The sequence below is a fragment of the Mycolicibacterium brumae genome (genome assembly GCF_025215495.1).
Lineage (GTDB): Bacteria > Actinomycetota > Actinomycetes > Mycobacteriales > Mycobacteriaceae > Mycobacterium > Mycobacterium brumae.
In genome coordinates, this window is record NZ_CP104302.1 from 2,053,851 (window position 1) to 2,078,509 (window position 24,659).

Sequence of the window (24,659 nt, forward strand, 5' to 3'; positions counted from 1 at the left end):
CACCTATCCACCTCTCGCGCCGTGCAGAACTGGCGCGCCACGGGATTGGAGCGAGTGATCACTGCGAACGTCATGCTCGTCGTCGAGCGAGTTTTCCGCCCATCCAGCGCGGTGCTGTTTCGCGCGTGGACCGATCCGGACGAGATGGCGGCCTGGCGCGGCAGCCCCGGCTGGCACGTCGAGGCCGACACCGTGACCTCCGAGCTGCGCCTCGGCGGCCACCACCATCACGTCAAAGTCCGCGACGACCAGCCGGCGGTCCGGGTGACCACCGACGCGGTCTTCACCGAATTCTTCGCACCCGATGTGTTCGTCGCCCGGCAGCGGATCACCGGAGACCCCGGGATCGATCCGGACATACCACTGGAGCTTCGGGTCGAGTTCCTCAAAACCGGTCGCGACGGCACGCTGATCCGGATCATCCAGGGCCCCTACGACGAAGCCGTCGCCGAAGAGCACAGCCTCGGCTGGGAACGCGAACTCACCCGATTGCAGGACTACCTCGACGCCAAGAGCAAGGAGAGCGCCTGATGGCCGACACCGGAGCTGTGAGCGCGGACGGCGGCCAGGCCACCGTCGTCCGGCGCAAGCCGCTGATGACGATGCAGCAGATTCTGCTGATGAACCTGGGATTCTTCGGGATCCAGTACAGCTTCGGCATGCAGCAGACCGCGGTCAACCCGATCTTCACGTTCCTAGACGCCGATCCGCACAGTCTGCCGATCCTCAACCTCGCCGGACCGATCACCGGGCTGCTCATCCAGCCGTTGATCGGCGCCCTCAGCGACCGGACCTGGAGCCCGCGTTTCGGCCGACGCAAGCCGTACTTCATCATCGGCGCGATCGGCTGCTCGGTGTGTCTGTTCCTGTTCCCGTTCGCCGCCGCGCTTTGGATGGCCGTCCTGCTGCTGTGGCTGCTCGACGCGAGCAACAACACCGCGATGGAGCCCTACCGCGCGCTGATCGCCGACAAGCTGCCGCCCTCGCAGCTGGCGAAAGGCTTTCTCGCGCAGAGCTTCTTCACCGGTTTCGGGATCACCCTGGCCAACGTTTCGCTGTTCGTCTTCCAGAAGTTCATCACCGGCGCGACCGATGCGGGCATCCCCTACTGGGTGGTCGGCTCGTTCATGCTCGGCTCGGTCTGCTCCATCACCACGGTGCTGATCTCGGTGCTGAAAACGCCGGAGATTCCGCCCACCGAGGCCGAACTCGCGGCGCTGCGCGCCAAGAAGGGCGGGCTGATCTCCGCCGTCCGCGAGATCTGGGACGCCATCGTCGACATGCCGCGGGAACTGCGAAAGCTGGCGCTGGTCTACCTGTTTCAGTGGTACGCGATGTTCTGCTACTGGCAGTTCGTCGCGCTGTCGATCGCGCAGTCGGCGTTCGGCACCCAGGACACGCATTCCGATGAGTACGCCGAAGCGGTGGGCTGGACCGGCCTGATCAACGGCTGGTACAACATAGTCACGTTCACCGTGGCCTTCTCCCTGGTCGCGTTCGCCCGCCGGCGCGGCGCGAAATTCGTGCACATCGCCTGCCTGCTGTGCGCCACCGTCGGACTGCTCGTGTTCCCGCACCTGACCAACAAATACGCGATGTTCATTCCGATCATCGGGCTCGGCATCGCGTGGGCGTCGATCATGGGCGTGCCGTACATCATGGCGGTCCGGATGATTCCGTCCAACCGCTACGGGGTGTACATGGGGATCATCAACATGATGATCGTCATCCCGATGCTGATCCAGACGCTCACCTTCGGCGCCATCTACCAGACGCTGCTGGACAACGACCCGGGCAACGCCATCATGTTCGCCGGCGTGCTGCTGGCGCTGGCCGCGCTGGCGATGAGCTGGATCAAAGAACCGCCGATGGTGCGCGACGTCGACGCCGTCACCGCGATGCCCGCGGGCCACTGAGGAGAGAGGTCTCGGGATGCTGAACAATTACCGCACCATCGTGGTGGGCACCGACGGTTCGGCGCTGGCCGGTCCGACGGTGGCCCGGGCAGCGCTGGCCGCCAGGCGCGAAGACGCCGACCTGGTGATCGTCTGCGCGTTCGCCGAGATGACGCGCCGACTCGACGCCAAGAACGTCGCGACCCTGGGCGGGGACGCCCGGATGGGCCAGGTGCCTGGCCGAGCGGCGGCCAGCACGGCGATCGCCGAAGCCGTGGCGATCGCCCAGGAGTACGGAGCCACCATCGGCGCGGCGTTGCTCGTCGACGGTGACCCGGCGGCGGTGCTGGTGAACGTCGCCACCGAGCGCGAGGCGCAGCTGATCGTGGTGGGCGCCCGTCATCACCGGTCCCTCGCCGAGCGATTGTTGGGGACGGTGGCCACCGAGGTGACCAAGCGCGCCCCGTGCGATGTGCTGGTGGTGCGGCCGGCCGAGGAGACCGGCGAACTCGAAGTGCCAGAGGATCACCCCGCGACATCGGCGGGCGCCGATTAGCAGCTTGGACAACCGGGTGGCCCCCGACCGTTCGGCGGTCGACGACATCCTCGCCGGGCTTTCCCCGGACCGGCGTGACCTCTTCGAGCTGCGCGTGCGGCGCTGGCTGCCCGATCTGCGCGCGGCGTTGGCGCTGCTCTATCCGGCCGAGTCGGCGGCGGCGCTGCAGCGTCGTCTGATCGAGGCGGCTGCTCGCGCCTACCGGGACCGGCCCGCCGACCTGCATCGCCTGGACCAGGCCCGCACCCTCGCCCCGGACTGGTTCCAGGAGCCGGCGATGCTGGGCTACGCCGCCTACTGCGACCGGCTCGGCGGCGACCTGCGCGGGGTGCGCGCGCAGCTGCCCTACCTGTCCGAACTCGGGGTGACCTATCTGCATCTCATGCCGGTGCTGCGGGCACGCGACGGCGACAGCGACGGCGGGTATGCCGTCGCCGACTACCGCGACGTGGAACCCGCGTTGGGCACGGTGCAGGATCTGCGCGACCTCACCGCTGCGATGCGCGCCGCCGGGATCAGCCTGGTCCTCGATTTGGTTCTCAATCACGTTGCCCGGGAACATCATTGGGCTCGCGCGGCCAGGGACGGGGACCAAACCTATCGGGGCTACTTCCACATCCATCCCGACCGGGCCGAACCCGACGAGTATGAGAAGACGCTGCCGGAAGTCTTCCCGGACTTCGCTCCGGGAAGCTTCAGCTGGGATCCCGAGCTGTCCGGCTGGGTGTGGACCACGTTCAACAGCTTCCAGTGGGACGTCAACTGGGCCAACCCCGACGTGTTCTTCGAGTACGCGGACATCGTCTTGTGGCTGGCGAACGTCGGTGTGGAAGTCATCCGCCTGGACGCGATCGCCTTCCTGTGGAAGCGCAAGGGCACCAACTGCCAGAACCAACCGGAAGTCCACGCGATCGCCCAGGCGCTGCGCGCCGTGCTGCGAATCGCGGCGCCGGCCACCCTGCTCAAGGCCGAGGCCATCGTGGCGCCCCGGGAACTCGTCCAGTACTTCGGTCGCGGGCGGTCACACGGCAAGGCCAGCGACCTCGCCTACCACAACACCTTGATGGCGCAGGTCTGGTCGATGCTGGCCACCCGGGACACCGCGTTGGCCGTGCGTGCCCTTGGCGCCCTGCCGACAGCTCCGACCACCACGTCCTGGATCTGCTATCTGCGCTGCCACGACGACATCGGCTGGGCGATCGACGACGCCGACGCAGGCGCGGTCGGACTCGGCGGATTCGCCCACCGTTCGTTTCTGTCGGACTACTACCTCGGCGAGTTCCCCGGGTCGACGGCCCGCGGGCTGGTGTTCCAGCCCAACCCGGCCACCGGCGACCGGCGGGTCAGCGGGACGACGGCCGCCCTCGCCGGCCTGGAAGCCGCCGAAGCGGCCGGTGATCCGGCCGCGATCGACATTGCCCTCCGCCGGATTCTGCTCGCCCACGCGATCATCATGGGGTGGGGCGGCATCCCGGTGATCTGGATGGGCGACGAGCTCGGCATGCCCAACGACCCCAATTGGCAGGCGGATCCGGCGCACGCCGCCGACAACCGCTGGGCGCACCGGGGGCCGATGAGCAGCGAACTTCAGGCGCAGCGGTTTGTCGACGGCGCCGTCGCACACCGGCTGTTCCACGGGCTGGCGCAGATGGCGCGGGCCCGGTCGGCGCTGCCGCAGCTGCACGCCGCGACACCCGCCGCGGTGGCCCCGGGGCCCAACCCCGGGATCCTGATGGTGCTGCGTGATCACCCGCAGGGCGAACTGGTCGAGCTGTTCAATGTCACCGAGCAGTGGCAGCCGTGGCCGGTGCGCTCGCACTACCCGGGCGCCGTTCCGGCGATCGACGCGCTCGGCGGAAACCCGGTCCAGATCGGCGACGACGGCTGCCTCTGGCTGGAACCGTATCAGGCGTTGTGGCTGGTGGCGCCGTGCTGACGGGCGGGGAACGGAGGCCAGCGTGGCCGACCTGCGCCGAGTGACGATGCGCGACGTCGCCGACGCGGCGAACGTGTCGGTCCAGACGGTCTCCAATGTGCTGCGCAACCGCGGCCGGGTGGCGGCGTCGACCCGGACCCGGGTGCTGGAGGTCATCGACCGGATGGGTTATCGCCCGCACGCCGGCGCCAGCAGCCTGCGGACCCGCCGCGCCGAACGTGTCGCGCACCCGATCTTCCCGGGGGAACTGGATCCGTCCAACACCATCATGCTGGAATTCATCCGGGCGCTCACCGCGGCCGCGGGGCGCCGCCGGCACAGCCTGGTGCTGGTCGACGGCGCCGATGACGTCGATGAGCTCATCCGCTCGGGCACCGTCGACGCCGTGGTCCTCGCCGACGTCGCCGCGGGCGACCCCCGGGTGCCGACGCTGCTGGAGCGCGGTGTGCCGTTCGCCTGCTTCGGCCGGATCGACCCGGAGATCTCCACGAACTGGATCGACATCGACAGTCGGGCCAGCGTCTGTGACCTGACCAGCCGGTTGATCGCGGCCGGCCACCGGGACCTGGCGTTCATCGGATACCAGACCGGCAGCCGGTGGGATGTGGACCGGGAGAACGGGTTTCGGGATGCCACCGCGGCAGCCGGGCTGGCGGGACAGGTGCGCACCACGGCGTCCGCGCCGACCGCGGTGCACGCGGCCGTCGAGGAGCTGTTGGACCGCGACTCGCGGCCGACGGCGATTGTGTCCGGCAGCGACGTGCTGGCCGGCCACATCTATGCCGAGGCGGCGCGGCGGGGCATCCGGATCGGCGACGACCTGTCGGTGACCGGGTTCGACGGGGGGATGGCCGCGCGGCTGCTCCGTCCGACCCTGACCACGCTTGCCATACCGCTGCCCGACATCGGCGACTGGCTGATCGATCGCGCGTTGGACACGGTCGACGGCGCCACGGAGTTGCCGAGCAAGTTGATCACCGCCGACCTGGTCGTCGGGGAAAGCGCCCGGCTGTGAGCCCGCAGGCCGTCGCAGGTGCTGAGCCAATCCGGACCCGCCGTGCCCGGAGCCAGCGGTTCCGCGTGGAGCGAGTGACGGGACTCGAACCCGTATAAACGGCTTTGCAGGCCGCCGCCTAACCCTTCAGCCACACCCGCGTGACAGTCACAAGCTTGCCGGTATGACGGACCGTTGCCCAGGTTTGCACGCGCGCTGATTCGATCCTGAGAGCAGCGGCGGCGACCTCCGCGCCGATTCCCGATCGACCGTCAGCGCCGGGCCACCGACCGCACCGAGGCGAACAAGCCGGCCAACGCCAGCACCGCGAACACCCCGAACATCGCCCGCGCCGGCGCGGCGCCACCGTCGTCGGTGAGGTTGACCACCACCCCGGCCAGGCCCGCGCCGAACGCCCCGCAGATCAGTTGCACGGTGTTGATCGCCGCGGCGGCAGTGCCGCCCTCCTCGGGATCGTCGACGCCACCCATGACCCAGGCCGACAGGTGCGGCCAGGCAATTCCGATGCCGACACCGGTGACGGTGAAGGCGACGGCCCAGACCACGACCAGGCCCAGGCCCGCGTCTGCGCGCTGCGTCAGCGCCGCCAGGCCCAACCCCACGGCCATCACCGCCGGTGCGGTCGCCACGATGCGGCGGACCAGCGCCGGCCGGCCGGCCGAGGCGCTGACCAGTTCGCCGCCGGTCCAGCCGGCCGACAGGGTGATCGCCAGGAAGCCGGCGGCCAGCGGCGCCAACCCGGCCAGCCGCTGCCCGAACAGCGGCACGTACATGTCGACCATGGTCACGGCCATCAGCAGGCCCAGGGTGGCGTACATCCATTTCAGCGGCCCGGGTCGGTAGGCGGTGGGCGGCAGCACCGCCACCGTCGCCCGGCGGTCCACCACCACGAACACCGCCAGCAGGCCCACGCCGGCCGCCAACAACGCGGCAGTCCCCCACCACTGCCGGGGCAGGCCGGCGGTGCTCACCACCAGCGCGGCCACACCGAGCAACAGCAACGACCACACCGGGACCCGCATCGGCTCGCTGTCCTCGGGGTCGGCGGTCCGCACCGGCAGCGCCAACGGCACCGAGACAGCCATCACCGCGGTGAACGCCACCAGCGTCCAGAACGCCCAGCGCCACAACTCCAGCTGGGCGAACAGCCCACCGGTGGCCGGGCCGGTGAGACTGCCGACGCCCCACATCGTGGAGACCAGCGCCGAGGCTCGGGTCCACAGGTGCGGCGGCAGCGCGGCGTTGATCACCGCGTAGCCCAGCCCCGCCAGCACGCCGCCGCCGACGCCCTGCACCGCGCGGCCGGCCAGCAGCAACTCCATCGTCGGCGCCAGGGCGCACGCCGCGCTGCCGGCGGCGAACACCGTCAGGGCGCCCAGGTAGGCGTTCCGCGGCCCGAACCGGCGCAGCAGGCCGCCGACCGTCGTCGCCGCGGCCACCGAAGCGACCAGATACACCGAGGTCACCCAGGCGTAGAGACGTGCGCCGCCGATGTCGGCGACGGTCGACGGCAGCAGGCTGACCACCAGAAACTCGTTGGTGGCGTACAGCGCGACGCCACCGGCGAGGACCGCCACCGCGCGGCCGTAACGCGGGCCGAACAGCTCCCGCCAGCTTCCGGCGGCGGGGTTCTCGGATGCGGTCACGGCTACACCGTACGGTGACGCGGCGCCGCGCTTGGCCGACCGGCTGCCCTACTTCAGACCGGCGGCGTCCATCCCGCGCAGTTCCTTCTTCAGGTCGGCGATCTCGTCGCGCAGCCGGCCGGCCAGCTCGAACTGCAGGTCCCGCGCTGCGGCCATCATCTGCTCGGTCAGGTCCGTGATCAGGTCGGCCAGCTCGGCACGCGGCATGTTCGCGATGTCACGCCCCTCGATGATCCCGGCGCTGACCGCCCGGCCCGGCTCCCCCTGGGCGCGCCTGCCGCGGGAGGCGTTGCGCCCGGACCCGGCGACCCCGACTTCGGTGTCGTCGGCTTCCCGGTAGACCTGGTCGAGGATGTCGGCGATCTTCTTCCGCAGCGGCTGCGGGTCGATGCCGTGCTCGGCGTTGTAGGCGATCTGCTTGGCGCGGCGGCGTTCGGTCTCGTCGATCGCCTCCTTCATCGAATCGGTGATCTTGTCGGCGTACATGTGCACCTCGCCGGAGACGTTGCGGGCGGCGCGGCCGATGGTCTGGATCAGGCTGCGCGGTGACCGCAGGAAACCTTCCTTGTCGGCGTCCAGGATCGCCACCAGCGACACCTCCGGCAGGTCCAGCCCCTCGCGCAGCAGGTTGATGCCGATCAGCACGTCGTACTCGCCGAGCCGCAGCTGCCGCAGCAGCTCCACCCGGCGCAGGGTGTCGACCTCGGAGTGCAGGTAGCGCACCCGGATGCCCATCTCCAGCAGGTAGTCGGTGAGGTCCTCGGCCATCTTCTTGGTCAGCGTGGTGACCAACACACGCTCATCGCGCTCGGTCCGGGTGCGGATCTCGCCGATCAGGTCGTCGATCTGGCCCTTGGTGGGCTTCACGGTGACCTTCGGGTCGACCAGCCCGGTCGGGCGGATGACCTGTTCGACGAACTCGCCTTGGGATTGGGCCAGCTCGTACGGGCCGGGGGTAGCCGACAGGTACACCGTCTGCCCGACCCGCTCGGCGAACTCCTCCCAGGTCAGCGGCCGGTTGTCGGTGGCCGACGGCAGCCGGAAACCGAACTCCACCAGGTTGCGTTTGCGGGACATGTCGCCCTCGTACATACCGCCGATCTGCGGGACGGTGACGTGCGACTCGTCGATCACCATCAGGAAGTCTTCGGGGAAGTAGTCCAGCAGGGTGGCCGGCGCGGAGCCGGCCGGGCGACCGTCGATGTGGCGGGAGTAGTTCTCGATGCCCGAGCAGAATCCGACCTGGCGCATCATCTCGATGTCGTAGTTGGTGCGCATCCGCAGCCGCTGGGCCTCCAGCAGCTTGCCCTTGTTCTCCAACTCGGCGAGCCGCTCCTCGAGTTCGGATTCGATGCCGGAGATCGCCTTGGCCATCCGCTCCGGTCCTGCGACGTAATGGGTTGCGGGGAAGATCCGCAGCGTGTCGACCTGGCGGACCACGTCACCGGTCAGCGGGTGCAGGTAGTACAGCGCCTCCACCTCGTCGCCGAAGAACTCGATCCGCACGGCCAGTTCCTCATACGACGGGATGATCTCGACGGTGTCGCCGCGCACCCGGAACGCGCCGCGGGTGAAGGACATGTCGTTGCGGTCGTACTGGATGTCGACCAGCAGCCGCAGCAGCTGATCCCGCGGCACCTCGTCGCCGACGGCCAATTCCACCGACCGGTCCAGATAGGACTGCGGGGTGCCCAGGCCGTAGATGCAGGACACCGAGGCCACCACGACGACGTCGCGCCGGGACAGCAGGCTGGAGGTCGCCGAGTGCCGCAGCCGCTCGACGTCGTCGTTGATCGAGCTGTCCTTCTCGATGTAGGTGTCGGTCTGGGCGATGTACGCCTCGGGTTGGTAGTAGTCGTAGTAGGAGACGAAGTACTCGACCGCGTTGTTGGGCAGCATCTCCCGCAACTCGTTGGCCAGCTGCGCCGCGAGGGTCTTGTTGGGGGCCATCACCAGGGTGGGCCGCTGCAGCCGTTCGATCAGCCAGGCCGTCGTCGCCGATTTGCCGGTTCCGGTGGCGCCCAACAGGACGATGTCGCGCTCGCCGGCCTTGACCCGTCGTTCCAGCTCCTCAATGGCGGCCGGCTGGTCGCCAGCGGGCTGGTATTCGCTGACCACTTCGAACCGGGCGTCGGATCGGACGGCGTCCTCGATGGCCCGGTACTCCGAGTGCGCGAGGACCGGGTGTTCCGCTGCGAATGCCATGGTTTTCAGGGTATGCCCTTGGTCCGACAGCGGGTCGAGCCGTGAGCTTGCGAACGGCGAAGAGCCCGCTGTCGCATGGGCGCCGACAGCGGGTCGAGCCGTGAGCTTGCGAACAAAAATGCGTTGTCCGCTCCCCCGAACACGCGTCAAGATGAGACCCGGAAAAGGAGACGAGCACCATGAAGCTGGCAGAAGCGCTGTCGCTGCGGGCCACCACCCTGCGGCGGATCGAAGCGCTGCGCACCCGGGTGAAGGCGAACGCGCGGTATCAGGAGGGTGAGACCCCGTCCGAGGACGCCGCGGCGCTGATGGCCGAGGCGGACGCGCTGATCGAGGAGTGGGAGACGCTGATCCGTCGGATCAACCGGACCAACGCCGCGGCGCAGCTGGGCGCCGACGGCACCCTGACCGACGCGCTGGCCCGTCGGGACGCGCTGCGCTGGCGGCATCACCTGCTGACCACCGCGGCGGACGCGGCGGCCGGCGCGGACAACTCCGGGTATGTGCGGCAGCTGCGCTCGGAGCTGAAGATGCTGTCCGCGCTGCCGGTGTCCCAGGTGCGGGCCGCCGCCGACGGGGTGTCTCGTGAGCTGCGGGAGCTGGACGTGCGGATCCAGCGCGCGAACTGGGAGGTGGATCTACTCGACTGATCGGGTGTGAGCAGGTAGTCGTCGCCGAGGCGTGCACAAGCCCAGACCGGCGGGCCAAGCCCGGTCACTGTCGGTGCGCGGAGGGCAGCGCAGAAGGTTCGATTCCTTCGATCACATTGCAGCTCCGCACGGCGCACAGGTTAAGGCGCATCGCGCATGGCGCATCACCGCGTGCAGATCGGCGACGACGAGGGCGGGCACGGGGCATCACCCCCGATCAGGAGGGCGCCTGGGTGCAGAGCGTTCCCCGCGCCGCGTTGACGACGGCGTCGCTGGTGGCGTCGACCGCCGCCTGCCGGCCCTGCCCGGTGTAGAGGATCCGGCAGGCCAGGTAGCCCTGGGTGAGCAGCGCGTCGTCGTCGCCGGGGGCCCCGGCGCTTCGGGCGTTGTTGATGAAGGTCTGCATCTCACCGGTGACGGTCGTCGGCCAGGCGCCGGCAGTCCCCGCCGTGCCCAGCGCCGCGGCCCCGCACATGACGGCGCCTGCGATGACGACGCGGATCCTGGAAGTGCGCATCTGGTTCTCTCCTTCGTGACGATCTCGACGCACTGAATCTAAGGCCGCCCCGAAGGACCGCCCGACGCCAATTTCTCGGGTCGACCCGCCGCCCGGCACTACGCTGAGCCCATTCACCCACCCAAACGCGAGACCTTCGACGTCGCCGCCCGGACGAACACCGACAACAAGGGGTTCGTCCGGGAGGTCGACGCGTACCGACGCACGCCGTGGGGCCTGTACCTGTCCCGGCCCACCCCGGGGCGCGCGCAGTTCAACCACCTGCAGTCCTGGCTGCTGCCGAGCCTGGGCCTGCGGGCCACCGTCTACGACTGGAATCCCGGTCATGAGAAGCCCCAAGACCACTACCTCGACGTGGTGGACATCTGGATCGATGACGGCGCGGCCGGCGAGGTGTGGCACACCGAGGACCACTACCTGGACCTGGTGGTCTATCGGGGAGATCGGACCGACGTCATCGACGTCGACGAGTTCCTGGAGGCGCACCGCGCCGGGCTGCTGACACCGGAAGTCGCCGAGCGGGCGATGGCGACGACCCTGACCGCCGTCGCCGGCCTGGCGGCGCACGGCCACGATCTGGGTTCCTGGCTGAGCGGTAACGGGATGCCGATCAGCTGGCGATAGTGGATACTGAGACCAGCTAGCGAAATGTTCCGGCCCTCGGCCGTGAAAGGCGAGACCCAACGTGAAGTTCGACCCCACTGCGCGTGCCGCGCTGGCCGCGTTGTGCGCTGTCACCGTGTTGGGCGCCCAGCCCGCGATCGCGTCCGCCGATCCCGAGCCGGATCCGGCGCTGCCGGACACCTCTCAGGTGGCCACGCCCGCCGGCGATGTGGCGCCCGGCGAACCCGCTCCGTCGGGCGAAGACGCCGCCCCCGGTGAGGCCGTGGACGACGGGCCGGTCAACGTGACCTATCGGGCCCGCGTCGACGGTCTGGCGCGCGGCGCGCGGGTGCTGTTCCGCTCCGCCGACAGCCAGCTGGAATCCGCCGACCCCACCATGCTGCCGGGACGCACCTTCGAGGCGATGGCGGCGCTCAGCGACCGCGACCTGGCCGGCATGACCGTGTCGGTCGATCTGCCGTATTCGGCGAACCTGCATTGCGAGATCCTGATCGACGATCAAATCGTCGCGCAGGCCGACCATTGGGCCGCCCCGCGGCTGACCCGCCCCAAGGACGATCCGGACTACGGCACCCTGACCTGCGGCGCGTCCCCGACGGACTCCCCCGTCAATCTGCCCGGCCCCGCCCCGATCGCCGAACCGGACACCCAGGCCGCGCCGGACGCGGAGCCCGCGCCGGCTGCCTGAGCCTGCTGCCTGAGCCGGACGCAGCTCAGCTCCCGTCGGCCTCATCGAGGCGACGCGCGACGTCCGCGGGAAATCCTCCGGTCGCGATCGGGCCCCAGCGGGTCGGCGTGACCCGGATCAGCGACTTGTTCTGCAGGCGCATCGCCGCCCGGTAGTCGTCCCAGTCGGGGTGCTCGCCGGAGATGCTGCGGAAGTAGTCGACCAGGGCGTCCTCGGCCTCGGGCATGTCGAGCACCTCGGCGGCGCCGTCGACCTGCACGTATCCGTCATTCCATTCGTCGGACAGCACGCAGACGCTGACATCCGGATCGCGCTTGGCGTTCACGGCTTTCGCGCGTCCCGGATAGGTCGAGATGACGATCCGGCCCTGCTCGTCGACCCCGCCGCTGACCGGCGACAGCTGCGGCGACCCGTCGGCGCGCCGGGTCGACAGGATCGTCCGGTGCCGGGATCGGACGAAGGCGAGGAGTTCATCGAGGCTGGCGCGGTTGGCCGTGGCGATCATTCGAGGCATGAATCCAGCCTAGGTGTCGGCCTCATCGCCCGTGGTGACCGCGAGGCAGCTGTGGTGGATGGCCAATCGCCGATCGGCGGCTTCGGGGAGGGCGACGGTCAGTTCCGCGTAGATATTGGGTTCGTCGTCGACGATGACGACGTCGGCTTCATCCGGCGGCAGGTCGTAGTACACACCGGGGTCCGCGATGATCCGGGCGCGTCTGCCGCGCAGCCCGCTGTCGTCCCAGCGCACCGGCCGGAACCCCGCGGGAACGTCTGCCATGGGGCGTGATCAGGAGGCGAGCAGCCGGACGTGGGTGGGCCGGCCGGGGTCGGCCGAAGCGTGCAGGCCTGGCACCACCCGCGGGTAGCCGACGGCCAGCAGGGGTTCGGCGACGGTGTCGATGGCGGCCGGGGAGCCCACGTGCAGATCGATGTGGATGAGGTCCTCGGCGGCGCGCCCCGGGATGGTCGTCGGGCCGACGTGCTCGACCTTGCGGGCGTGCTGCCCGCAGGCCGCCCGCAGCCGGGCGATGATGCGGTCCGCCTGGGCCGGCCATTCCGGGTTCGGCGGGACGACGACGGGGTCGACGGTCGCCGCACGGCGTTCGGCGAGGTTGACGGCGAATGGCGCGACCCGGTCGAACCACAGCAGGCTGGCCTTCTCGGTGAGCTCGTCCGGGCTGCTGGAGTTGTCCAACCAGACGTCGGCGACGGCGCGGCGCTGCTCGTCGGTGGCCTGCGCGGCGATCCGGGCGCGCGCGTCCTGCTCGGTGAACCCGCGGTGGGTCATCAGCCGGGCGACCCGGTCCTCGACGTCCGCGTGCACCACGACGACCATCGGGAACAGGGGCGCCAGCCCGTTCTCGACCAGCAGCGGAATGTCCTCGACGACGACGCCGGCCGGGTTCGCGGTGGCGATCAGTTCGGCGCGGCGTTGCGCGATCAGCGGGTGCACGATCCCATTGAGGGTGCGGCGTTTGGTCTCGTCGGCGAAGGCCACCGCGGCCAACGCCGGCCGGTTCAGCGAACCGTCGGCGGCCAGGATGCCGTCGCCGAACGCCTCCACCAGGGCGAGCAGGCCCGGGGTGCCCGGCTCGACGACCTCGCGGGCGAGGAGGTCACTGTCGATGACCAGCGCTCCGTAGGACGCGAACATCGACGACACCGTGGACTTGCCGGCGCCGATGCCTCCGGTCAAACCGATTCGCAGCATTCCGACAGTCTGTCAGGCCGCTCCGATCGGTCAGCCGGTGACACCGGTGAGCTCGCTGGTCTCCTTGTCCAGGGTGGTCTCGGCGGTCACCGCGCCGTTGGCGAGGTCGACGGCCAGCAGCCGCCGCTCGGCGGGCGAGCTGATGTAGGCGGTCGAGCCCAGAATGTGCAGGGTGGGCATCGGGTCCTGCCAGTCCTCGGGTTCGGTCCACGCCTCGATCACCGGGTAGTGCGCGGTCTCCGCACCGGTGGCCGGATCGAAGACGTGCAGCGCGCCGTCGGCGCCCAACAGCACCGCCTCACCGGCCGGACCGCGGCCCAGCGAGCGGAAGCTGTAGGTGGAATGGATTGGCACGATGGAGATTTCGCCGGTGGCGGTGTCGGTCAGGGTGAAGCGCTCGGGGCGTTCGAGCTCCGCGTCGGGATCGACTTTGTAGTCGCCGAGCACCACCGGTGATTCGTCGCTGCCCGCCTGGTTGCCGATCCGGCCGTACGGGTCCGGGCTGGCGACCTTCTCAATGTTGTTGCCGCGCACGATGAGAATGCCGTTCTCGCAGCCGAAGGTGAGCACGCCGTCGGCCGCCGCGGCCTCGCCGTGCAGTCCGGGGCACTGGTCGTTGGATGCGACCGCATTGCCGGCGTTGTCCAAAATTTCGACGCCGGAACGGGATTCGTCGTCTCCGACGCTGACCACCACGGTGCCGTCGGCGCGGGCGACCGCGACGCCGTGGTGCGCGGTGGTGTTCACCCGGCGCTGCACGGCGCCGGTGGACAGGTCGCGCGGATCGACCACGTCGACCTGCCCGGTCCCGTCGCTGAAGAAGGTGAGCAGGCCGTCGTGCGCGACGACGTGCCCGGGCTTCTCGCCACCGAACCGGATGTCGGTCAGCTGCGGCTCCGCGGTGTAGTAGTGCCGGTGATCGCCGTGGGCTTCGGCCCAGGTGCCCATGTCCAGCACGGTGAATCCGTCGGATTGGGACACCAGCACGTGCCTGCCGTCCTGCGCGGAGTTCAGCCGCAGGTACCCGTCGACGGGGATGTCGGCGACCTGCTCGAGCTTCTTGGCGTCGAGCACCAGCACGCCGCCGTCATAGCTCAGCGCCAGCCGCGGGGTGCGGCTGCCCTGTTCCTGCGGCGCCGCCGGGGTGGCGGAGGCCGCGGTGGTCTCCTGCTCGGTTCGGGTGCTCTCGCCGCCGCAGCCGGCGAGGAGGGCGGTGACGGACAGCGCTGCCAACAGAGGTTTCACGGGGACCATGCCCGCCATTTCAATCGGCAACGACAATCATTGTCAATTAGCGATGGATGCATGTGACTCCCTGACAAGACAAAACTCCCCGGCCCATGCGGGCCGGGGAGTTCTGTTGCTCGGCGCGGAAGCCGCTACGCGTTGCCGGCGAGCTTCTCGCGCAGCGCGGCCAGCTGGGCGTCGCTGGCCAGCGACCCGCCAGCGGGCTCGTCGCTCTGGCTGCTGCTCGAGGTCGGCCGCGCGGCCTCCTCGGCCTCGGCCGCGGCGAACTTCTCCATCTGCGCGGTGTGCATCTTGTGCCGACGCTCGGCCTCGGCGTACCGGGCCTCCCATTCGGTGCGCTGCTTGTCGAAGCCTTCGAGCCATTCGTTGGTCTCGGCGTCGAAGCCCTCCGGGAAGATGTAGTTCCCGGCGTCGTCGTAGCTGTCGGCCATGCCGTACTTCGACGGGTCGAACTCCTCGGTGTAGTCCTCGTTGGCCTGCTTGAGGCTCAGCGAGATCCGGCGGCGATCCAGGTCGATGTCGATGACCTTGACCATCGCGTCGTCGCCGACGGCGACAACCTGGTCCGGGACCTCCACGTGACGCTCGGCCAGCTCGGAGATGTGCACCAGGCCCTCGATGCCTTCCTCGACGCGGACGAACGCGCCGAACGGCACCAGCTTGGTGACCTTGCCCGGCACGATCTGGCCGATGGCGTGGGTGCGGGCGAAGTGCCGCCACGGATCTTCCTGAGTCGCCTTGAGCGACAGCGAAACCCGCTCGCGGTCCATGTCCACGTCGAGCACCTCGACGGTGACCTCGTCGCCGACGGCGACGACCTCGGACGGGTGATCGATGTGCTTCCAGGACAGCTCGGAGACGTGCACCAGGCCGTCGACGCCGCCGAGATCGACGAACGCGCCGAAGTTGACGATCGAGGACACGACACCCTTGCGGATGGCGCCCTTGGTGAGCTGGTTGAGGAACTCGCTGCGCACCTCGGACTGGGTCTGCTCCAGCCAGGCGCGGCGGCTCAGCACCACATTGTTGCGGTTCTTGTCGAGCTCGATGATCTTGGCCTCGATCTCCTTGCCGATGTACGGCTGCAGATCGCGGACGCGACGCATCTCGACCAGGGACGCGGGCAGGAAGCCGCGCAGGCCGATGTCGAGGATCAGGCCGCCCTTGACGACCTCGATGACGGTGCCCTTGACGGCCTCGTCCTTTTCCTTGAGCTCTTCGATGGTGCCCCAGGCCCGCTCGTACTGAGCGCGCTTCTTGGACAGGATCAGGCGGCCTTCCTTGTCCTCCTTGGTGAGGACCAGCGCTTCCACCTCGTCACCGACGGACACCACCTCGTGGGGGTCGACGTCGTGCTTGATGGACAGTTCGCGGGAAGGGATTACGCCTTCGGTCTTGTAGCCGATGTCGAGCAGGACCTCGTCGCGGTCAACCTTGACGATGGTGCCTTCGACGATGTCGCCATCGTTGAAGTACTTGATGGTCTTGTCGATGGCGGCGAGAAAATCCTCGGCCGAGCCGATGTCGTTGACGGCTACTTGCGGCGAGGTGACGGAGGGGCTTGGCATGTGGTGGGTTGCTCCGGACAGGTTTAATCGTAGGGACAGGATCGTTATTGGTGTGCGCGCACGCGGAAACCACGCGTGAGCACCCTGTGAGCCTACTCGACATGCCACACGCTGAACAAACTCACCCGCCGGCGGGGGTCCCATTCAGGGACGGCAACCTACGGATCCGTAACTCGATGACCTACGAATCCGTAAGTTGACACGCGTTAAATCCCGGTTCGTAATCTTCGCGTGATCGCCATCACTGTGGTGGCGCGCACTCCCCAGCCCGGAGGTTCCCGTGAGAAAACTGTTCGCGGTCTTCGCCGCCCTGATGGCGGTCGTCCTCGGCGCCGCGTTGGCACCGACGACCGTCGGGCCGACGGCACTGGCGCAAGCCCAGTCCGCGCTGCCGGGCGTGGACTTCGGCGGGCTGCGGAACGTCACGGTCGAGTGGGGCGAGGTGGTGCTGACCTCCGGCGAAGTGGAGAACCCCCAGCTCAGTCCTGACGGCAGTGAACTCGACCCGGATCGCGAGAAGGTCCCGGTGATCATCGTGCATGGCACCTGGAGCAATGTCGGCGAGGTGGCGAAGCTCGAAGAGAGCCTCAGGGCCAGGGGTTTCACGGTCTACAGCTACAACTACGGCAGAGACTTCAGCCTGGTCGGCCTGCTCGGACCGGAAATGGGCGGCATGGCCGACATCGAGGAATCGACGCAAACTCTTGCCGACAAGATCGCGGAGGTGAGGCGGCTTGAGCAGGCGGCAGGCCGCGATCCCTCCCGGGTCGACCTGGTCGGCCACTCACAGGGCGGCCTGATCATCAAGAACTACCTGAACGAGACTCAGAACGACGGACGCGTCGTCACGGGCCTGGAATCGGTGTTCGGCAAAAAGAACGTCGCCTACGTCACCTCCGGCACCATGTTCCTCGACGCAATCGACCTGCTCCCGAATCCGTTGCGCCCCGCCGCCCGCTGGGCGTTCGACCGGGTTGTCGACGTCGTGCTCGGCGTCGCGCCGCGCCAGCAGCTGGAGGGCGGCGATTTCATCAACGCCCTTGAACAAGACCCCGGACACGGTCAAGGGCGTGGACTATCTGGTGATCGGCGCCAAGGACGACGAGTACGTCACGCCGTACCGGAAGACGTTCCTCAACGCCGTGCTGGGCGCCCGCGTCCACAACATTGAGGTGCACAGCCTGCAGGGCTCCGACGACACGAACCGGGGCGCGAAGGATGAGGTGCTTCACGACGACCTGCATTCCCTTGGCTACATCAACGACTACGTCGCCGGATTCCTCGGCAAGAAGGGCTGGACCCCGCCGGCGCCCAGAATGGATCCAATGATTCCGACGGCCCCGGCGGGTCCGAGAACAACTGATCCCTCTTCCCGACGCCCCGGCTCCTACGTGCGCTGGGGCGTCGTCGTCGGGTCCTGGAGTTGGCTGAGTGGGACCGGTTCAGGGCTAGTCCGCTGCCTCGACGGCCGCGGCACGCCTCGCGGCGGACTCCGCCGCGTCGGCCTGAAGGCTCTCCGCGAGCACGCCCCGCATCTGCGCGCCGCGCGCCCGATGCCGTCCCCTGCCGGTGACCGCCCTGATGTCGCGCAGTGTCTCGTCCCAGCCGTACAGGACATCGTCATACGTCAGGCGGAAAGTGATCCACCCGGCGACCACCGCCTTGCGATCGCGAGCGCGATCCCGCTGGTAGGCAGCCAAGTCGGTGTGGTGCTGCACGCTGTCGCACTCGATCAGCAAGGCGCCGACCCGCAGGTCCACGTGACCGACGCCCGGGACGCTCGGCTGCGAAATCACGTGGTATCCCAATGCCTTGAGCCGCACCCGCGCAATGCTCTCGGTACCGGACTGAGACGACGGGTCGGTCATCGCGAGCAGTTTCTTCAATCGGGAATCCCCCGGGTGTCCCAGCGTCTTCAAGAACTCCGCTGCGTCGATGCCGACCGAACTGAGGTGACTGTCGCAGCTGGCCACCCAGTCTTCAGCGGTCATGCACCGAGCCGCGCACGCCAGTGCGAGCGTGACCGGATCGACCGGCCCGGTCACCGGATAAGGGCCGCCGATCGCAGAGCAGGACAGCCCCCGCCCGCGGCTCCGACGTGTGCGACGGATATGAGTCTCGGCGTATCCCGGCGGCACCCACAGCCCGTGCCAGCGCATCGCCGAGACGCAGGCGAGCGCGCCTCCCGCCTTCACCGCGGCGGCGGCTTCCGGATCGTGGGTGCGGATCGCGAACCAACCGTGTCGCAACCGGATCAAATCACCGGAGGCGACACCGCGCCGCAAGCCGGGGATGTCGTAGCCGCGCTCGCGAAGCTGCGCATGGGAGTAGATACCTGGATCTCGGGTCATGCGGATGTAGACCCATACCGATGGTCATCCGGTTCCATGGCATGCCGGGCGAACCGTGATCGTCAAATTGTGCGCGAAATTGCCTAGGCAAATGGCTATTTGCCGGAGGCGCCCGCCATTTGGCGCACGTTTTGACGCAGAACCGGTTCAGCGTCTTGCCGCCCGGCGGCCCAACGAGTCCGACACCAGGCCGCCCGGCATCACCCACTGCTCCGGTTCGCGCGCGATGAACTCCGTCATCGCGTCGGCAATCTGCTGCGACAGCTCCTGCACGGCGGCGGGTGAATCAGCCCCGAAATCAGGATCGGCGCCCGCGGGTGACGAGGCAACCGGGATAACCCGCCCGAGAACCGGCTCCCGGCGATGGGCGGCTTGAAACACCGCCGCCGGCACCAGCGGCGCCCCGGTGCGCAACGCCAACAGCGCCGGGCCCGCCCCGACCGACCGGACCGCGCCGCCCAGCTCGACCGGCACCCCGGCGCCGCCGCCCTCGCGGGCCCGGAAGTAGTCGCCGGCCACCGCCACCACCCTCCCGCGCCCAAGCGCGTCGGCCATCGCGGCGGTGATGCTGCTCCCCCGCTCCCGCGCGACGACCACCAGCTCGATTCCGGCCTTGGCGGCACCGCGCTCCATCACCCACTGCATGGGCGCCGCCTGCCGGTTCGCGACGATGGTCGTCGGGAACCCGTTCAGCGCGAGCACCACCGGCAGCGACGCGTAGGAACCCAGGTGCGGGAAAACCACGATGGCGCCGTGCCCGGGCGCCAACGCCACGGCCAGCGGGGACGGGTCGACGATCCGGAACCGCCGCCGGGCCCGCTCCGGCGACGCGGTCAGGAACCACAGCGCGTCGTTGGCGTTGCGGACCAGCGCGCGGTACATCGAGCGCACCGGCCGCCACTTGCGCAGCGACCGCTGGGCCGTCGGGTCGACGTTGTCCCGGAAATCCTGCAGCACCGCGGAGTGCAGCGCGTGACCCCTCCAATAGACCAGCCGCGCCATCACCACCGTCAGCAGGTCGGAGAGCCGGGCCGGCAGCGCCGCGAGCAGACCGGAGACGAACAGCACCCCGTGCCGCAGCGGCGCGGGGATGCGGGCCGGACGCTCGGGCTCGGTCATCAGCCCAGCCTAGGGCCGGGTTCAGCCCTTGAAGTACACCAGCTGATGGGTGCTGGCCAGCAAGGTCCCACCGCGGCTCCACACGGTCGCCGACTGGTCGAAGAAACCCCGCGAGAAGCGGTTCGCAGACGCAGCGCCGAGCACGAAATCCGCGCCCACCTCCTCCAGCTCCGCCCGGGACGCGTGGAAGTAGGTGGTCAAGCTGATGGTGCCGGCCGGGATCAGCTGGCCGGTGCGCAGGTAGATCCGTGGGAAGAACATGTCGGCGGCAGCGCTCAAGGCGGCGTAGTCCAACGCCCGGCCCTCGGCGTCGCGGACCCACAGCAGGGACTGCGACGACGGCGACGCCTGCCCGACGGTCTGCGGGAACGGTCCCGCGGCGAACCGCAGGTCGAAGCGGGACAACCAGATCGGGAACTCCTGGGCGCCGCGCGGCAACTGCTCCGGGGCGGGAACCGAGGGCATCACCGCCTCGGTGTCGGCCCAGGAGTCACGGTGCACGCCGAACACCGCGGTGGCGGTGGTCTTGGTCTCGCCGTCCTGGCGCAGTTCGACGATCCAGTGCTGGTTGGTGCGGTTGGTCCGCACCGGGTTCAGCGCGAGCTCGAACGGGCCGTCGACGATCGGGGCCGCGTAGTTGACGGTGAGCGCCAGCGGGTCGCCGAGCACGTCCGGGTGCGTCTCGATGGCCCGGGTCAGCACCGCGGCGGTGACCCCGCCGAACGGCCCGACCATATTCGCCCACGCGGGATGCGTCGCCCCGGTCACCAGTCCCGGCGACCCCGCGGACTCCAGCGACAGGGCCTCATCGAAAACATGCGTCATGGCGTCAAGTCTGGCTCAGGGAGCGTAGGCGGCCGGGAGTCAGGTCTCTTGACTCGCTGGCTCACCTGCCACAGCGCCAGGCCCGCCTGGATGCCGAGTGACACCGCGATCATCGAGATCAGCGTCGACGGCAGCGCGTCGTCGCCGTCGGCGCCGAAGATCTCCGCGAAGCCGATCAGGCCCATCCCGCCGGGGACCAGCAACCAGAAACCGGGCATCACCATCGTCATCGCCGGCGGTGACTTCGGCATCCGGCTCACGGCCAACGCCGCCACCATCAACACCGTTCCGCCGAGGAACCCGGCGGCATAGCTGTCCAGCAGCTTGTCGCCGAAGTACTGCCCGGCGAACGCCAGATAGGCCACCACCAGCAGCCACGGCAGGAACGACAGCGGTGGCGCCAGGTAGAACAGCACCCCGACCGAGTAGACCAGCACGCCGAGCCACGGCGCCCACGGGCCCAGGAGGTTGGCCTTGTCGGCGGTCAGCGGGACCTCATCGACGCCGAAGATCTGGGTGGCGACCAGGATTCCGAACGCCAGCTGCGCGAGCTGCATCATGCCGGCGATCAACCGGGCGGATCCGGAAACCACGTCGCGCGAGGTCAATTCGATGACGGCCAGGGTGATGGCCGCGCCGGGCAGGAAGATCGCCAACGGCGGGATGATCGCGCGCAATCCGACGTGATCCAGACCGATCCATTGGGCGCCTTCGATGCACACCGAGGTGACGAGGAACGCCGACAGCACCGGCACCAGGTTGGCCAACGCCGGTGTCCGGTCCCCGATTTTCACGAGCAGGCCGACGAACACGCCGAGCACGCTGGCGATCAGCAGGTTCAGCCGGGACGGCTCGACCACCAGCGACAGCCCGGCGCTCCACACCCCGTACCCGAGCGGGGTGACCCACCACGGGTACCGCGGGGCGGCGTCCAGCAGCCGGGTCAGCCGCGCTTCCCCGTCGGCCGCGGTGACCCGCTCGCGCAGCACATCGCGGATCAGCTTCGCCAGCGGAAAGGTCTGCTCGAAGCGGAAGTCGGCGCGCGGTGAGACGGACTCGACGACGGTGCCCCGCGCCGACGGCTCCCCGGTCACCTGGACGAAACTCGGCAGCACGATGCTGCTGTTGTTGTAGCCGTAAGCCTTCGACGCCCGGTCCAGCAGCTCGCTGATCAGCGGTGAGGGGTAGTTCGCGGCCGCCATGGTGGCGCCCAGATGCGCCAGGAACCGCGTGTGCTGCCGTTCCGCCTCGTCGGTCATCGCGCCGACCCCGTCGTGTCCGGCACTAATGCGCCGCCGCGTCCCAGCTGCGGCCGTAGCCGACCGACACCTCCAGCGGCACCGACAGCGGGTACGCCCCGCCCATCTTGTCCCGGACCAGCGCCTCCACCTGATCCCGCTCGCCGTCGGCGACCTCCAGCACCAGCTCGTCGTGCACCTGCAGCAGCATCCGCGACCGCAGCCCCGCCGCGCGCAGGCTTCGATCCACGTCGATCATCGCGACCTTGATGATGTCGGCGGCGCTGCCCTGGATCGGGGCGTTCAGCGCCGCCCGCTCGGCGGCCTCCCGGACCTGACGGTTGCTGCTGGTGAGTTCGGGCAGGTACCGACGGCGGCCCAGCACCGTGGAGGTGTAACCGTCCTTGCGGGCCTGCTCGACGACGGCCTGCAGGTAGTCGCGCACGCCGCCGAACCGGGCGAAGTAGGCGTCCATCTGCTCCTTGGCCTCCTCGGTGGAGATCTTGAGCTGGGAGGCCAGACCGTAGGCGCTCAACCCGTAGGCCAGTCCGTAGGACATCGCCTTCACCCGGCGGCGCAGTTCGGCGGTCACCTCCTCGATCGGCACCCCGAACGCCCGGGACCCGACGAACGAGTGCAGGTCCTCGCCGGTGTTGAACGCCTCGATCAGGCCCTCGTCGCCGGACAGGTGCGCCATGATCCGCATCTCGATCTGGCTGTAGTCGGCCGTCATCAACTCGGCGTAGCCGGCGCCGACCACGAACGCGTCGCGGATCTCGCGGCCCGCGTCGGTGCGGATCGGGATGTTCTGCAGGTTCGGGTCGGTGGAGGACAGCCGGCCGGTGGCCGCGACCGTCTGGTTGAAGGTGGTGTGGATCCGGTCGTCGGCGGCGACCGCGTTGAGCAGCCCGTCGACGGTGACCTTGAGCCGGGTGACGTCGCGGTGGGTCAGCAGATGCTGCAGGAACGGGTGCCCGGTCTTGTCGAACAGGGTGGCCAGCGCGTCGGCGTCGGTGGTGTAGCCGGTCTTGGTCTTCTTGGTCTTCGGCATGCCGAGCTCGTCGAACAGCACCACCTGCAGTTGCTTGGGCGAGCCGAGGTTGATCTGCTTGCCGATCACCTCGTAGGCGGCCTCGGCGGCGTCACGGATCTGGTCGGCGAACTGCGACTGCAGCCCGCCGAGGCGGTCCAGGTCGACGGCGATCCCGACCGACTCCATCTCGCCCAGCACGGTCTGCACCGGCAGTTCCATCTCCGCCAGCAGGTTCGCCTCGTCGATCTTGGCGAGCTCGGCGTCCAGCGCGTCGGCCAGGTCGACGACCGCGCGGGCGCGCAGCAGCAGGGTCTGCACGGCCTGCTCGTCGACCCCGTCGGCGTCGTCGAGCAGCGACAGTTGTTGCTGCTGCGGGGTGTCCGCCCGCAGCTCGCGGCCCAGGTAGCGCACCGCCAGGTCGTCGAGGGCGAAGGTGCGCTGGCCGGGCCGCACCAGGTAGGCGGCCAGCGCGGTGTCGGAGGTGACCCCGTTCAGGGTCCAGCCGCGCCCGGCCAGGTCGTGGCGGGCCAGCTTCGCCTCGTGCAGCGCCTTGGGGTGCGCGGGCGAGGCCAGCCAGGCCGCCAGCGCGGCCTCGTCGTCGGCGGTCAGCGTCGCGGTGTCCAGGTAGCCGCCCTCGCCGTCGGCCGCGACGATGGCCAGCGCGGTCGCGTCACTGTCGAAGCTGCGGTGCGCGCCGGTCACCGCGACCCCCGCCCGGGCGCCGGGATGCGCGTGCGCGGCCAGCCAGTCGGCGACGGTCCCCGGCTCCAGCGCGCCGCCGCGCACCTCGAAGCCCTCCTCGGCCTCCGGCTCCGGGGCCGACAGGGTGTCGAACAGCCGGTCGCGCAGCACCCGGAACTCCAGGTCGTCGAACAGCCGGTGGATCTGGTCGCGGTCCCACGGGACCATCGCCAGGGTGTCCGGGGTCTGCGCCAGCGGCACATCGCGGACCAGCTCGGTGAGTTCCCGGTTGAGCACAACGGAACTCAAGTTGGCGCGCAGCGAGTCCCCGACCTTGCCCTTGACGGTGTCGACCCGGTCGACCAGGCCCTGCAGCGACCCGTACTCGGTGATCCACTTGGTGGCGGTCTTCTCCCCCACCCCCGGGATGCCGGGCAGGTTGTCGCTGGGGTCGCCACGCAGCGCGGCGAAGTCCGGGTACTGCGCCGGGGTCAGCCCGTACTTGGCGGCCACCGCCTCGGGGGTGTAGCGGGTCAGCTCGCTGACGCCCTTGACCGGGTACAGCACGGTGACATCGTCGGTGACCAGCTGCAACGAGTCCCGGTCGCCGGTGACCACCAGCACCCGGTAGCCCTCGTTCTGCGCCTGGGTGGCCAGCGTCGCGATGATGTCGTCGGCCTCGTACCCCGGCTCGGCCAGCACCGTGATGCCGAGCGCGCCGAGCACCTCCTTGGTGATGTCGATCTGACCGCGGAACTCGTCCGGGGTGGCCGAGCGGCCTTCTTTGTATTCCGGGTACCGCTCCTTGCGGAAGGTCTGCCGGGACACGTCGAACGCGGCGGCCACGTGGCTGGGCTTCTCGTCGCGCAGCAGGTTGATCAGCATGGCGGTGAAGCCGTAGACCGCGTTGGTGGTCAGGCCGCTGCGGGTCTTGAAGTTCTCCGCCGGCAGCGCGAAAAACGCCCGAAACGCCAGCGAGTTGCCGTCCAGCAGCATCAGGGTGGGCTTTTCTGCGGCGGGTGCGGGGCTCACGGGGGTCCACCCTACTCAGCGGCTCTGTCACCGACCGGGGCGCCGCGCGAGGCGGGTCGGGCCGGACGGTTTCCGCGCCGTATCGGGGTGTCCGGGCTGCGGGGGGCCGCCGCAGCGTTTA

Annotated in this window: 21 protein-coding genes, 1 tRNA gene and 1 pseudogene; 9 read left to right on the top strand and 14 right to left on the bottom strand. The window is 69.3% G+C overall.

Going from position 1 to position 24,659, the window contains the following annotated elements:
• Window positions 1-54 precede the first annotated feature (54 nt).
• The 5 genes from L2Z93_RS09970 to L2Z93_RS09990 are packed head-to-tail and all read left to right on the top strand — an operon-like array spanning window position 55 to window position 5,402.
• Window positions 55-531, top strand: a complete 477-nt coding sequence (locus L2Z93_RS09970; protein ID WP_202971910.1) for an SRPBCC family protein — start codon at window positions 55-57, stop codon at window positions 529-531.
• Window positions 531-1,916, top strand: coding sequence for an MFS transporter (locus L2Z93_RS09975; RefSeq protein WP_090585774.1), 1,386 nt, complete (start codon window positions 531-533; stop codon window positions 1,914-1,916). Before L2Z93_RS09970 ends, L2Z93_RS09975 begins: the two co-directional genes overlap by 1 nt.
• Before the next feature lie 16 nt (window positions 1,917-1,932).
• Window positions 1,933-2,451: a universal stress protein gene (locus tag L2Z93_RS09980; RefSeq protein WP_164886108.1), complete on the top strand. Its 519-nt coding sequence runs from the start codon at window positions 1,933-1,935 to the stop codon at window positions 2,449-2,451.
• Window positions 2,452-2,455: 4 nt separating this feature from the next.
• Complete coding sequence (locus tag L2Z93_RS09985; RefSeq protein WP_234786002.1) at window positions 2,456-4,387, top strand: alpha-amylase family protein; 1,932 nt, start codon at window positions 2,456-2,458, stop codon at window positions 4,385-4,387.
• A 22-nt stretch (window positions 4,388-4,409) separates the two neighbouring features.
• Window positions 4,410-5,402, top strand: a complete 993-nt coding sequence (locus L2Z93_RS09990; RefSeq protein WP_090585780.1) for a LacI family DNA-binding transcriptional regulator — start codon at window positions 4,410-4,412, stop codon at window positions 5,400-5,402.
• Between the two features lie 66 nt (window positions 5,403-5,468).
• On the opposite strand, the gene L2Z93_RS09995 is transcribed toward L2Z93_RS09990, so the two are convergent.
• The 3 genes from L2Z93_RS09995 to uvrB form a co-directional block, all read right to left on the bottom strand.
• A tRNA-Cys gene (locus L2Z93_RS09995) sits at window positions 5,469-5,542 on the bottom strand.
• A gap of 111 nt (window positions 5,543-5,653) precedes the next feature.
• The gene (locus tag L2Z93_RS10000) at window positions 5,654-7,048 is read right to left on the bottom strand and encodes an MFS transporter (RefSeq protein ID WP_090585783.1); all 1,395 of its coding nucleotides are present in this window, start codon (window positions 7,046-7,048) and stop codon (window positions 5,654-5,656) included.
• A gap of 48 nt (window positions 7,049-7,096) precedes the next feature.
• On the bottom strand, window positions 7,097-9,253 hold the full coding sequence (uvrB, locus tag L2Z93_RS10005; protein WP_090585786.1) for an excinuclease ABC subunit UvrB: 2,157 nt from the start codon (window positions 9,251-9,253) through the stop codon (window positions 7,097-7,099).
• Between the two features lie 179 nt (window positions 9,254-9,432).
• On the opposite strand from uvrB, the gene L2Z93_RS10010 reads away from it, so the two are divergent.
• Window positions 9,433-9,903, top strand: coding sequence for a DIP1984 family protein (locus L2Z93_RS10010; protein WP_090585789.1), 471 nt, complete (start codon window positions 9,433-9,435; stop codon window positions 9,901-9,903).
• A 217-nt stretch (window positions 9,904-10,120) separates the two neighbouring features.
• Here the strand turns inward: L2Z93_RS10010 and L2Z93_RS10015 are convergent, their stop codons facing one another.
• The gene (locus L2Z93_RS10015) at window positions 10,121-10,420 is read right to left on the bottom strand and encodes a DUF732 domain-containing protein (protein WP_234786003.1); all 300 of its coding nucleotides are present in this window, start codon (window positions 10,418-10,420) and stop codon (window positions 10,121-10,123) included.
• Window positions 10,421-10,531: 111 nt separating this feature from the next.
• On the opposite strand from L2Z93_RS10015, the gene L2Z93_RS10020 reads away from it, so the two are divergent.
• Window positions 10,532-11,044, top strand: coding sequence for a ribonuclease FAU-1 family protein (locus tag L2Z93_RS10020; protein ID WP_090585793.1), 513 nt, complete (start codon window positions 10,532-10,534; stop codon window positions 11,042-11,044).
• A 61-nt stretch (window positions 11,045-11,105) separates the two neighbouring features.
• Complete coding sequence (locus tag L2Z93_RS10025) at window positions 11,106-11,732, top strand: hypothetical protein (RefSeq protein ID WP_164886107.1); 627 nt, start codon at window positions 11,106-11,108, stop codon at window positions 11,730-11,732.
• A 25-nt stretch (window positions 11,733-11,757) separates the two neighbouring features.
• On the opposite strand, the gene L2Z93_RS10030 is transcribed toward L2Z93_RS10025, so the two are convergent.
• From L2Z93_RS10030 to rpsA, 5 genes and pseudogenes are all read right to left on the bottom strand, one after another.
• Window positions 11,758-12,246: a PPOX class F420-dependent oxidoreductase gene (locus tag L2Z93_RS10030; RefSeq protein WP_090585796.1), complete on the bottom strand. Its 489-nt coding sequence runs from the start codon at window positions 12,244-12,246 to the stop codon at window positions 11,758-11,760.
• A gap of 9 nt (window positions 12,247-12,255) precedes the next feature.
• Complete coding sequence (locus tag L2Z93_RS10035; RefSeq protein ID WP_090585799.1) at window positions 12,256-12,510, bottom strand: DUF7161 family protein; 255 nt, start codon at window positions 12,508-12,510, stop codon at window positions 12,256-12,258.
• Window positions 12,511-12,531: 21 nt separating this feature from the next.
• A pseudogene (coaE, locus tag L2Z93_RS10040) lies at window positions 12,532-13,443 on the bottom strand (dephospho-CoA kinase); the annotation flags it as partial.
• Between the two features lie 30 nt (window positions 13,444-13,473).
• Window positions 13,474-14,697: a zinc metallochaperone AztD gene (gene aztD, locus L2Z93_RS10045; protein WP_090585933.1), complete on the bottom strand. Its 1,224-nt coding sequence runs from the start codon at window positions 14,695-14,697 to the stop codon at window positions 13,474-13,476.
• A gap of 125 nt (window positions 14,698-14,822) precedes the next feature.
• Complete coding sequence (gene rpsA / locus L2Z93_RS10050) at window positions 14,823-16,259, bottom strand: 30S ribosomal protein S1 (protein WP_090585803.1); 1,437 nt, start codon at window positions 16,257-16,259, stop codon at window positions 14,823-14,825.
• A gap of 280 nt (window positions 16,260-16,539) precedes the next feature.
• On the opposite strand from rpsA, the gene L2Z93_RS10055 reads away from it, so the two are divergent.
• Window positions 16,540-17,430 carry an esterase/lipase family protein gene (locus tag L2Z93_RS10055; RefSeq protein WP_090585808.1) on the top strand — a complete coding sequence of 297 codons (891 nt, stop codon included), beginning with the start codon at window positions 16,540-16,542 and terminating at the stop codon, window positions 17,428-17,430.
• A gap of 277 nt (window positions 17,431-17,707) precedes the next feature.
• Here the strand turns inward: L2Z93_RS10055 and L2Z93_RS10060 are convergent, their stop codons facing one another.
• From L2Z93_RS10060 to polA, 5 genes are all read right to left on the bottom strand, one after another.
• Window positions 17,708-18,610, bottom strand: coding sequence for an endonuclease domain-containing protein (locus L2Z93_RS10060; RefSeq protein WP_193438936.1), 903 nt, complete (start codon window positions 18,608-18,610; stop codon window positions 17,708-17,710).
• A gap of 147 nt (window positions 18,611-18,757) precedes the next feature.
• Complete coding sequence (locus tag L2Z93_RS10065; protein WP_090585811.1) at window positions 18,758-19,729, bottom strand: lysophospholipid acyltransferase family protein; 972 nt, start codon at window positions 19,727-19,729, stop codon at window positions 18,758-18,760.
• Window positions 19,730-19,750: 21 nt separating this feature from the next.
• Window positions 19,751-20,554, bottom strand: a complete 804-nt coding sequence (locus tag L2Z93_RS10070) for an acyl-CoA thioesterase (RefSeq protein WP_090585814.1) — start codon at window positions 20,552-20,554, stop codon at window positions 19,751-19,753.
• Window positions 20,551-21,813 (bottom strand): threonine/serine exporter family protein, encoded by a 1,263-nt coding sequence (locus L2Z93_RS10075; protein ID WP_090585818.1) that lies wholly within the window; start codon window positions 21,811-21,813, stop codon window positions 20,551-20,553. The genes L2Z93_RS10070 and L2Z93_RS10075 overlap by 4 nt, the downstream gene beginning before the upstream one ends.
• A 25-nt stretch (window positions 21,814-21,838) precedes the next feature.
• Window positions 21,839-24,502 carry a DNA polymerase I gene (gene polA / locus L2Z93_RS10080; protein ID WP_090585821.1) on the bottom strand — a complete coding sequence of 888 codons (2,664 nt, stop codon included), beginning with the start codon at window positions 24,500-24,502 and terminating at the stop codon, window positions 21,839-21,841.
• Window positions 24,503-24,659 lie beyond the last annotated feature (157 nt).

Coding starts and splice junctions, on each gene's coding strand:
- L2Z93_RS09975 (WP_090585774.1), top strand. CDS start 531: ATGGCCGACACCGGAGCTGTGAGCGCGGACGGCGGCCAGGCCACCGTC.
- L2Z93_RS09980 (WP_164886108.1), top strand. CDS start 1,933: ATGCTGAACAATTACCGCACCATCGTGGTGGGCACCGACGGTTCGGCG.
- uvrB (WP_090585786.1), bottom strand. CDS start 9,253: ATGGCATTCGCAGCGGAACACCCGGTCCTCGCGCACTCGGAGTACCGG.
- L2Z93_RS10010 (WP_090585789.1), top strand. CDS start 9,433: ATGAAGCTGGCAGAAGCGCTGTCGCTGCGGGCCACCACCCTGCGGCGG.
- L2Z93_RS10015 (WP_234786003.1), bottom strand. CDS start 10,420: ATGCGCACTTCCAGGATCCGCGTCGTCATCGCAGGCGCCGTCATGTGC.
- L2Z93_RS10030 (WP_090585796.1), bottom strand. CDS start 12,246: ATGCCTCGAATGATCGCCACGGCCAACCGCGCCAGCCTCGATGAACTC.
- L2Z93_RS10035 (WP_090585799.1), bottom strand. CDS start 12,510: ATGGCAGACGTTCCCGCGGGGTTCCGGCCGGTGCGCTGGGACGACAGC.
- aztD (WP_090585933.1), bottom strand. CDS start 14,697: ATGGTCCCCGTGAAACCTCTGTTGGCAGCGCTGTCCGTCACCGCCCTC.
- rpsA (WP_090585803.1), bottom strand. CDS start 16,259: ATGCCAAGCCCCTCCGTCACCTCGCCGCAAGTAGCCGTCAACGACATC.
- L2Z93_RS10060 (WP_193438936.1), bottom strand. CDS start 18,610: ATGACCCGAGATCCAGGTATCTACTCCCATGCGCAGCTTCGCGAGCGC.
- L2Z93_RS10065 (WP_090585811.1), bottom strand. CDS start 19,729: ATGACCGAGCCCGAGCGTCCGGCCCGCATCCCCGCGCCGCTGCGGCAC.
- L2Z93_RS10070 (WP_090585814.1), bottom strand. CDS start 20,554: ATGACGCATGTTTTCGATGAGGCCCTGTCGCTGGAGTCCGCGGGGTCG.
- L2Z93_RS10075 (WP_090585818.1), bottom strand. CDS start 21,813: ATGACCGACGAGGCGGAACGGCAGCACACGCGGTTCCTGGCGCATCTG.
- polA (WP_090585821.1), bottom strand. CDS start 24,502: ATGCTGCTGGACGGCAACTCGCTGGCGTTTCGGGCGTTTTTCGCGCTG.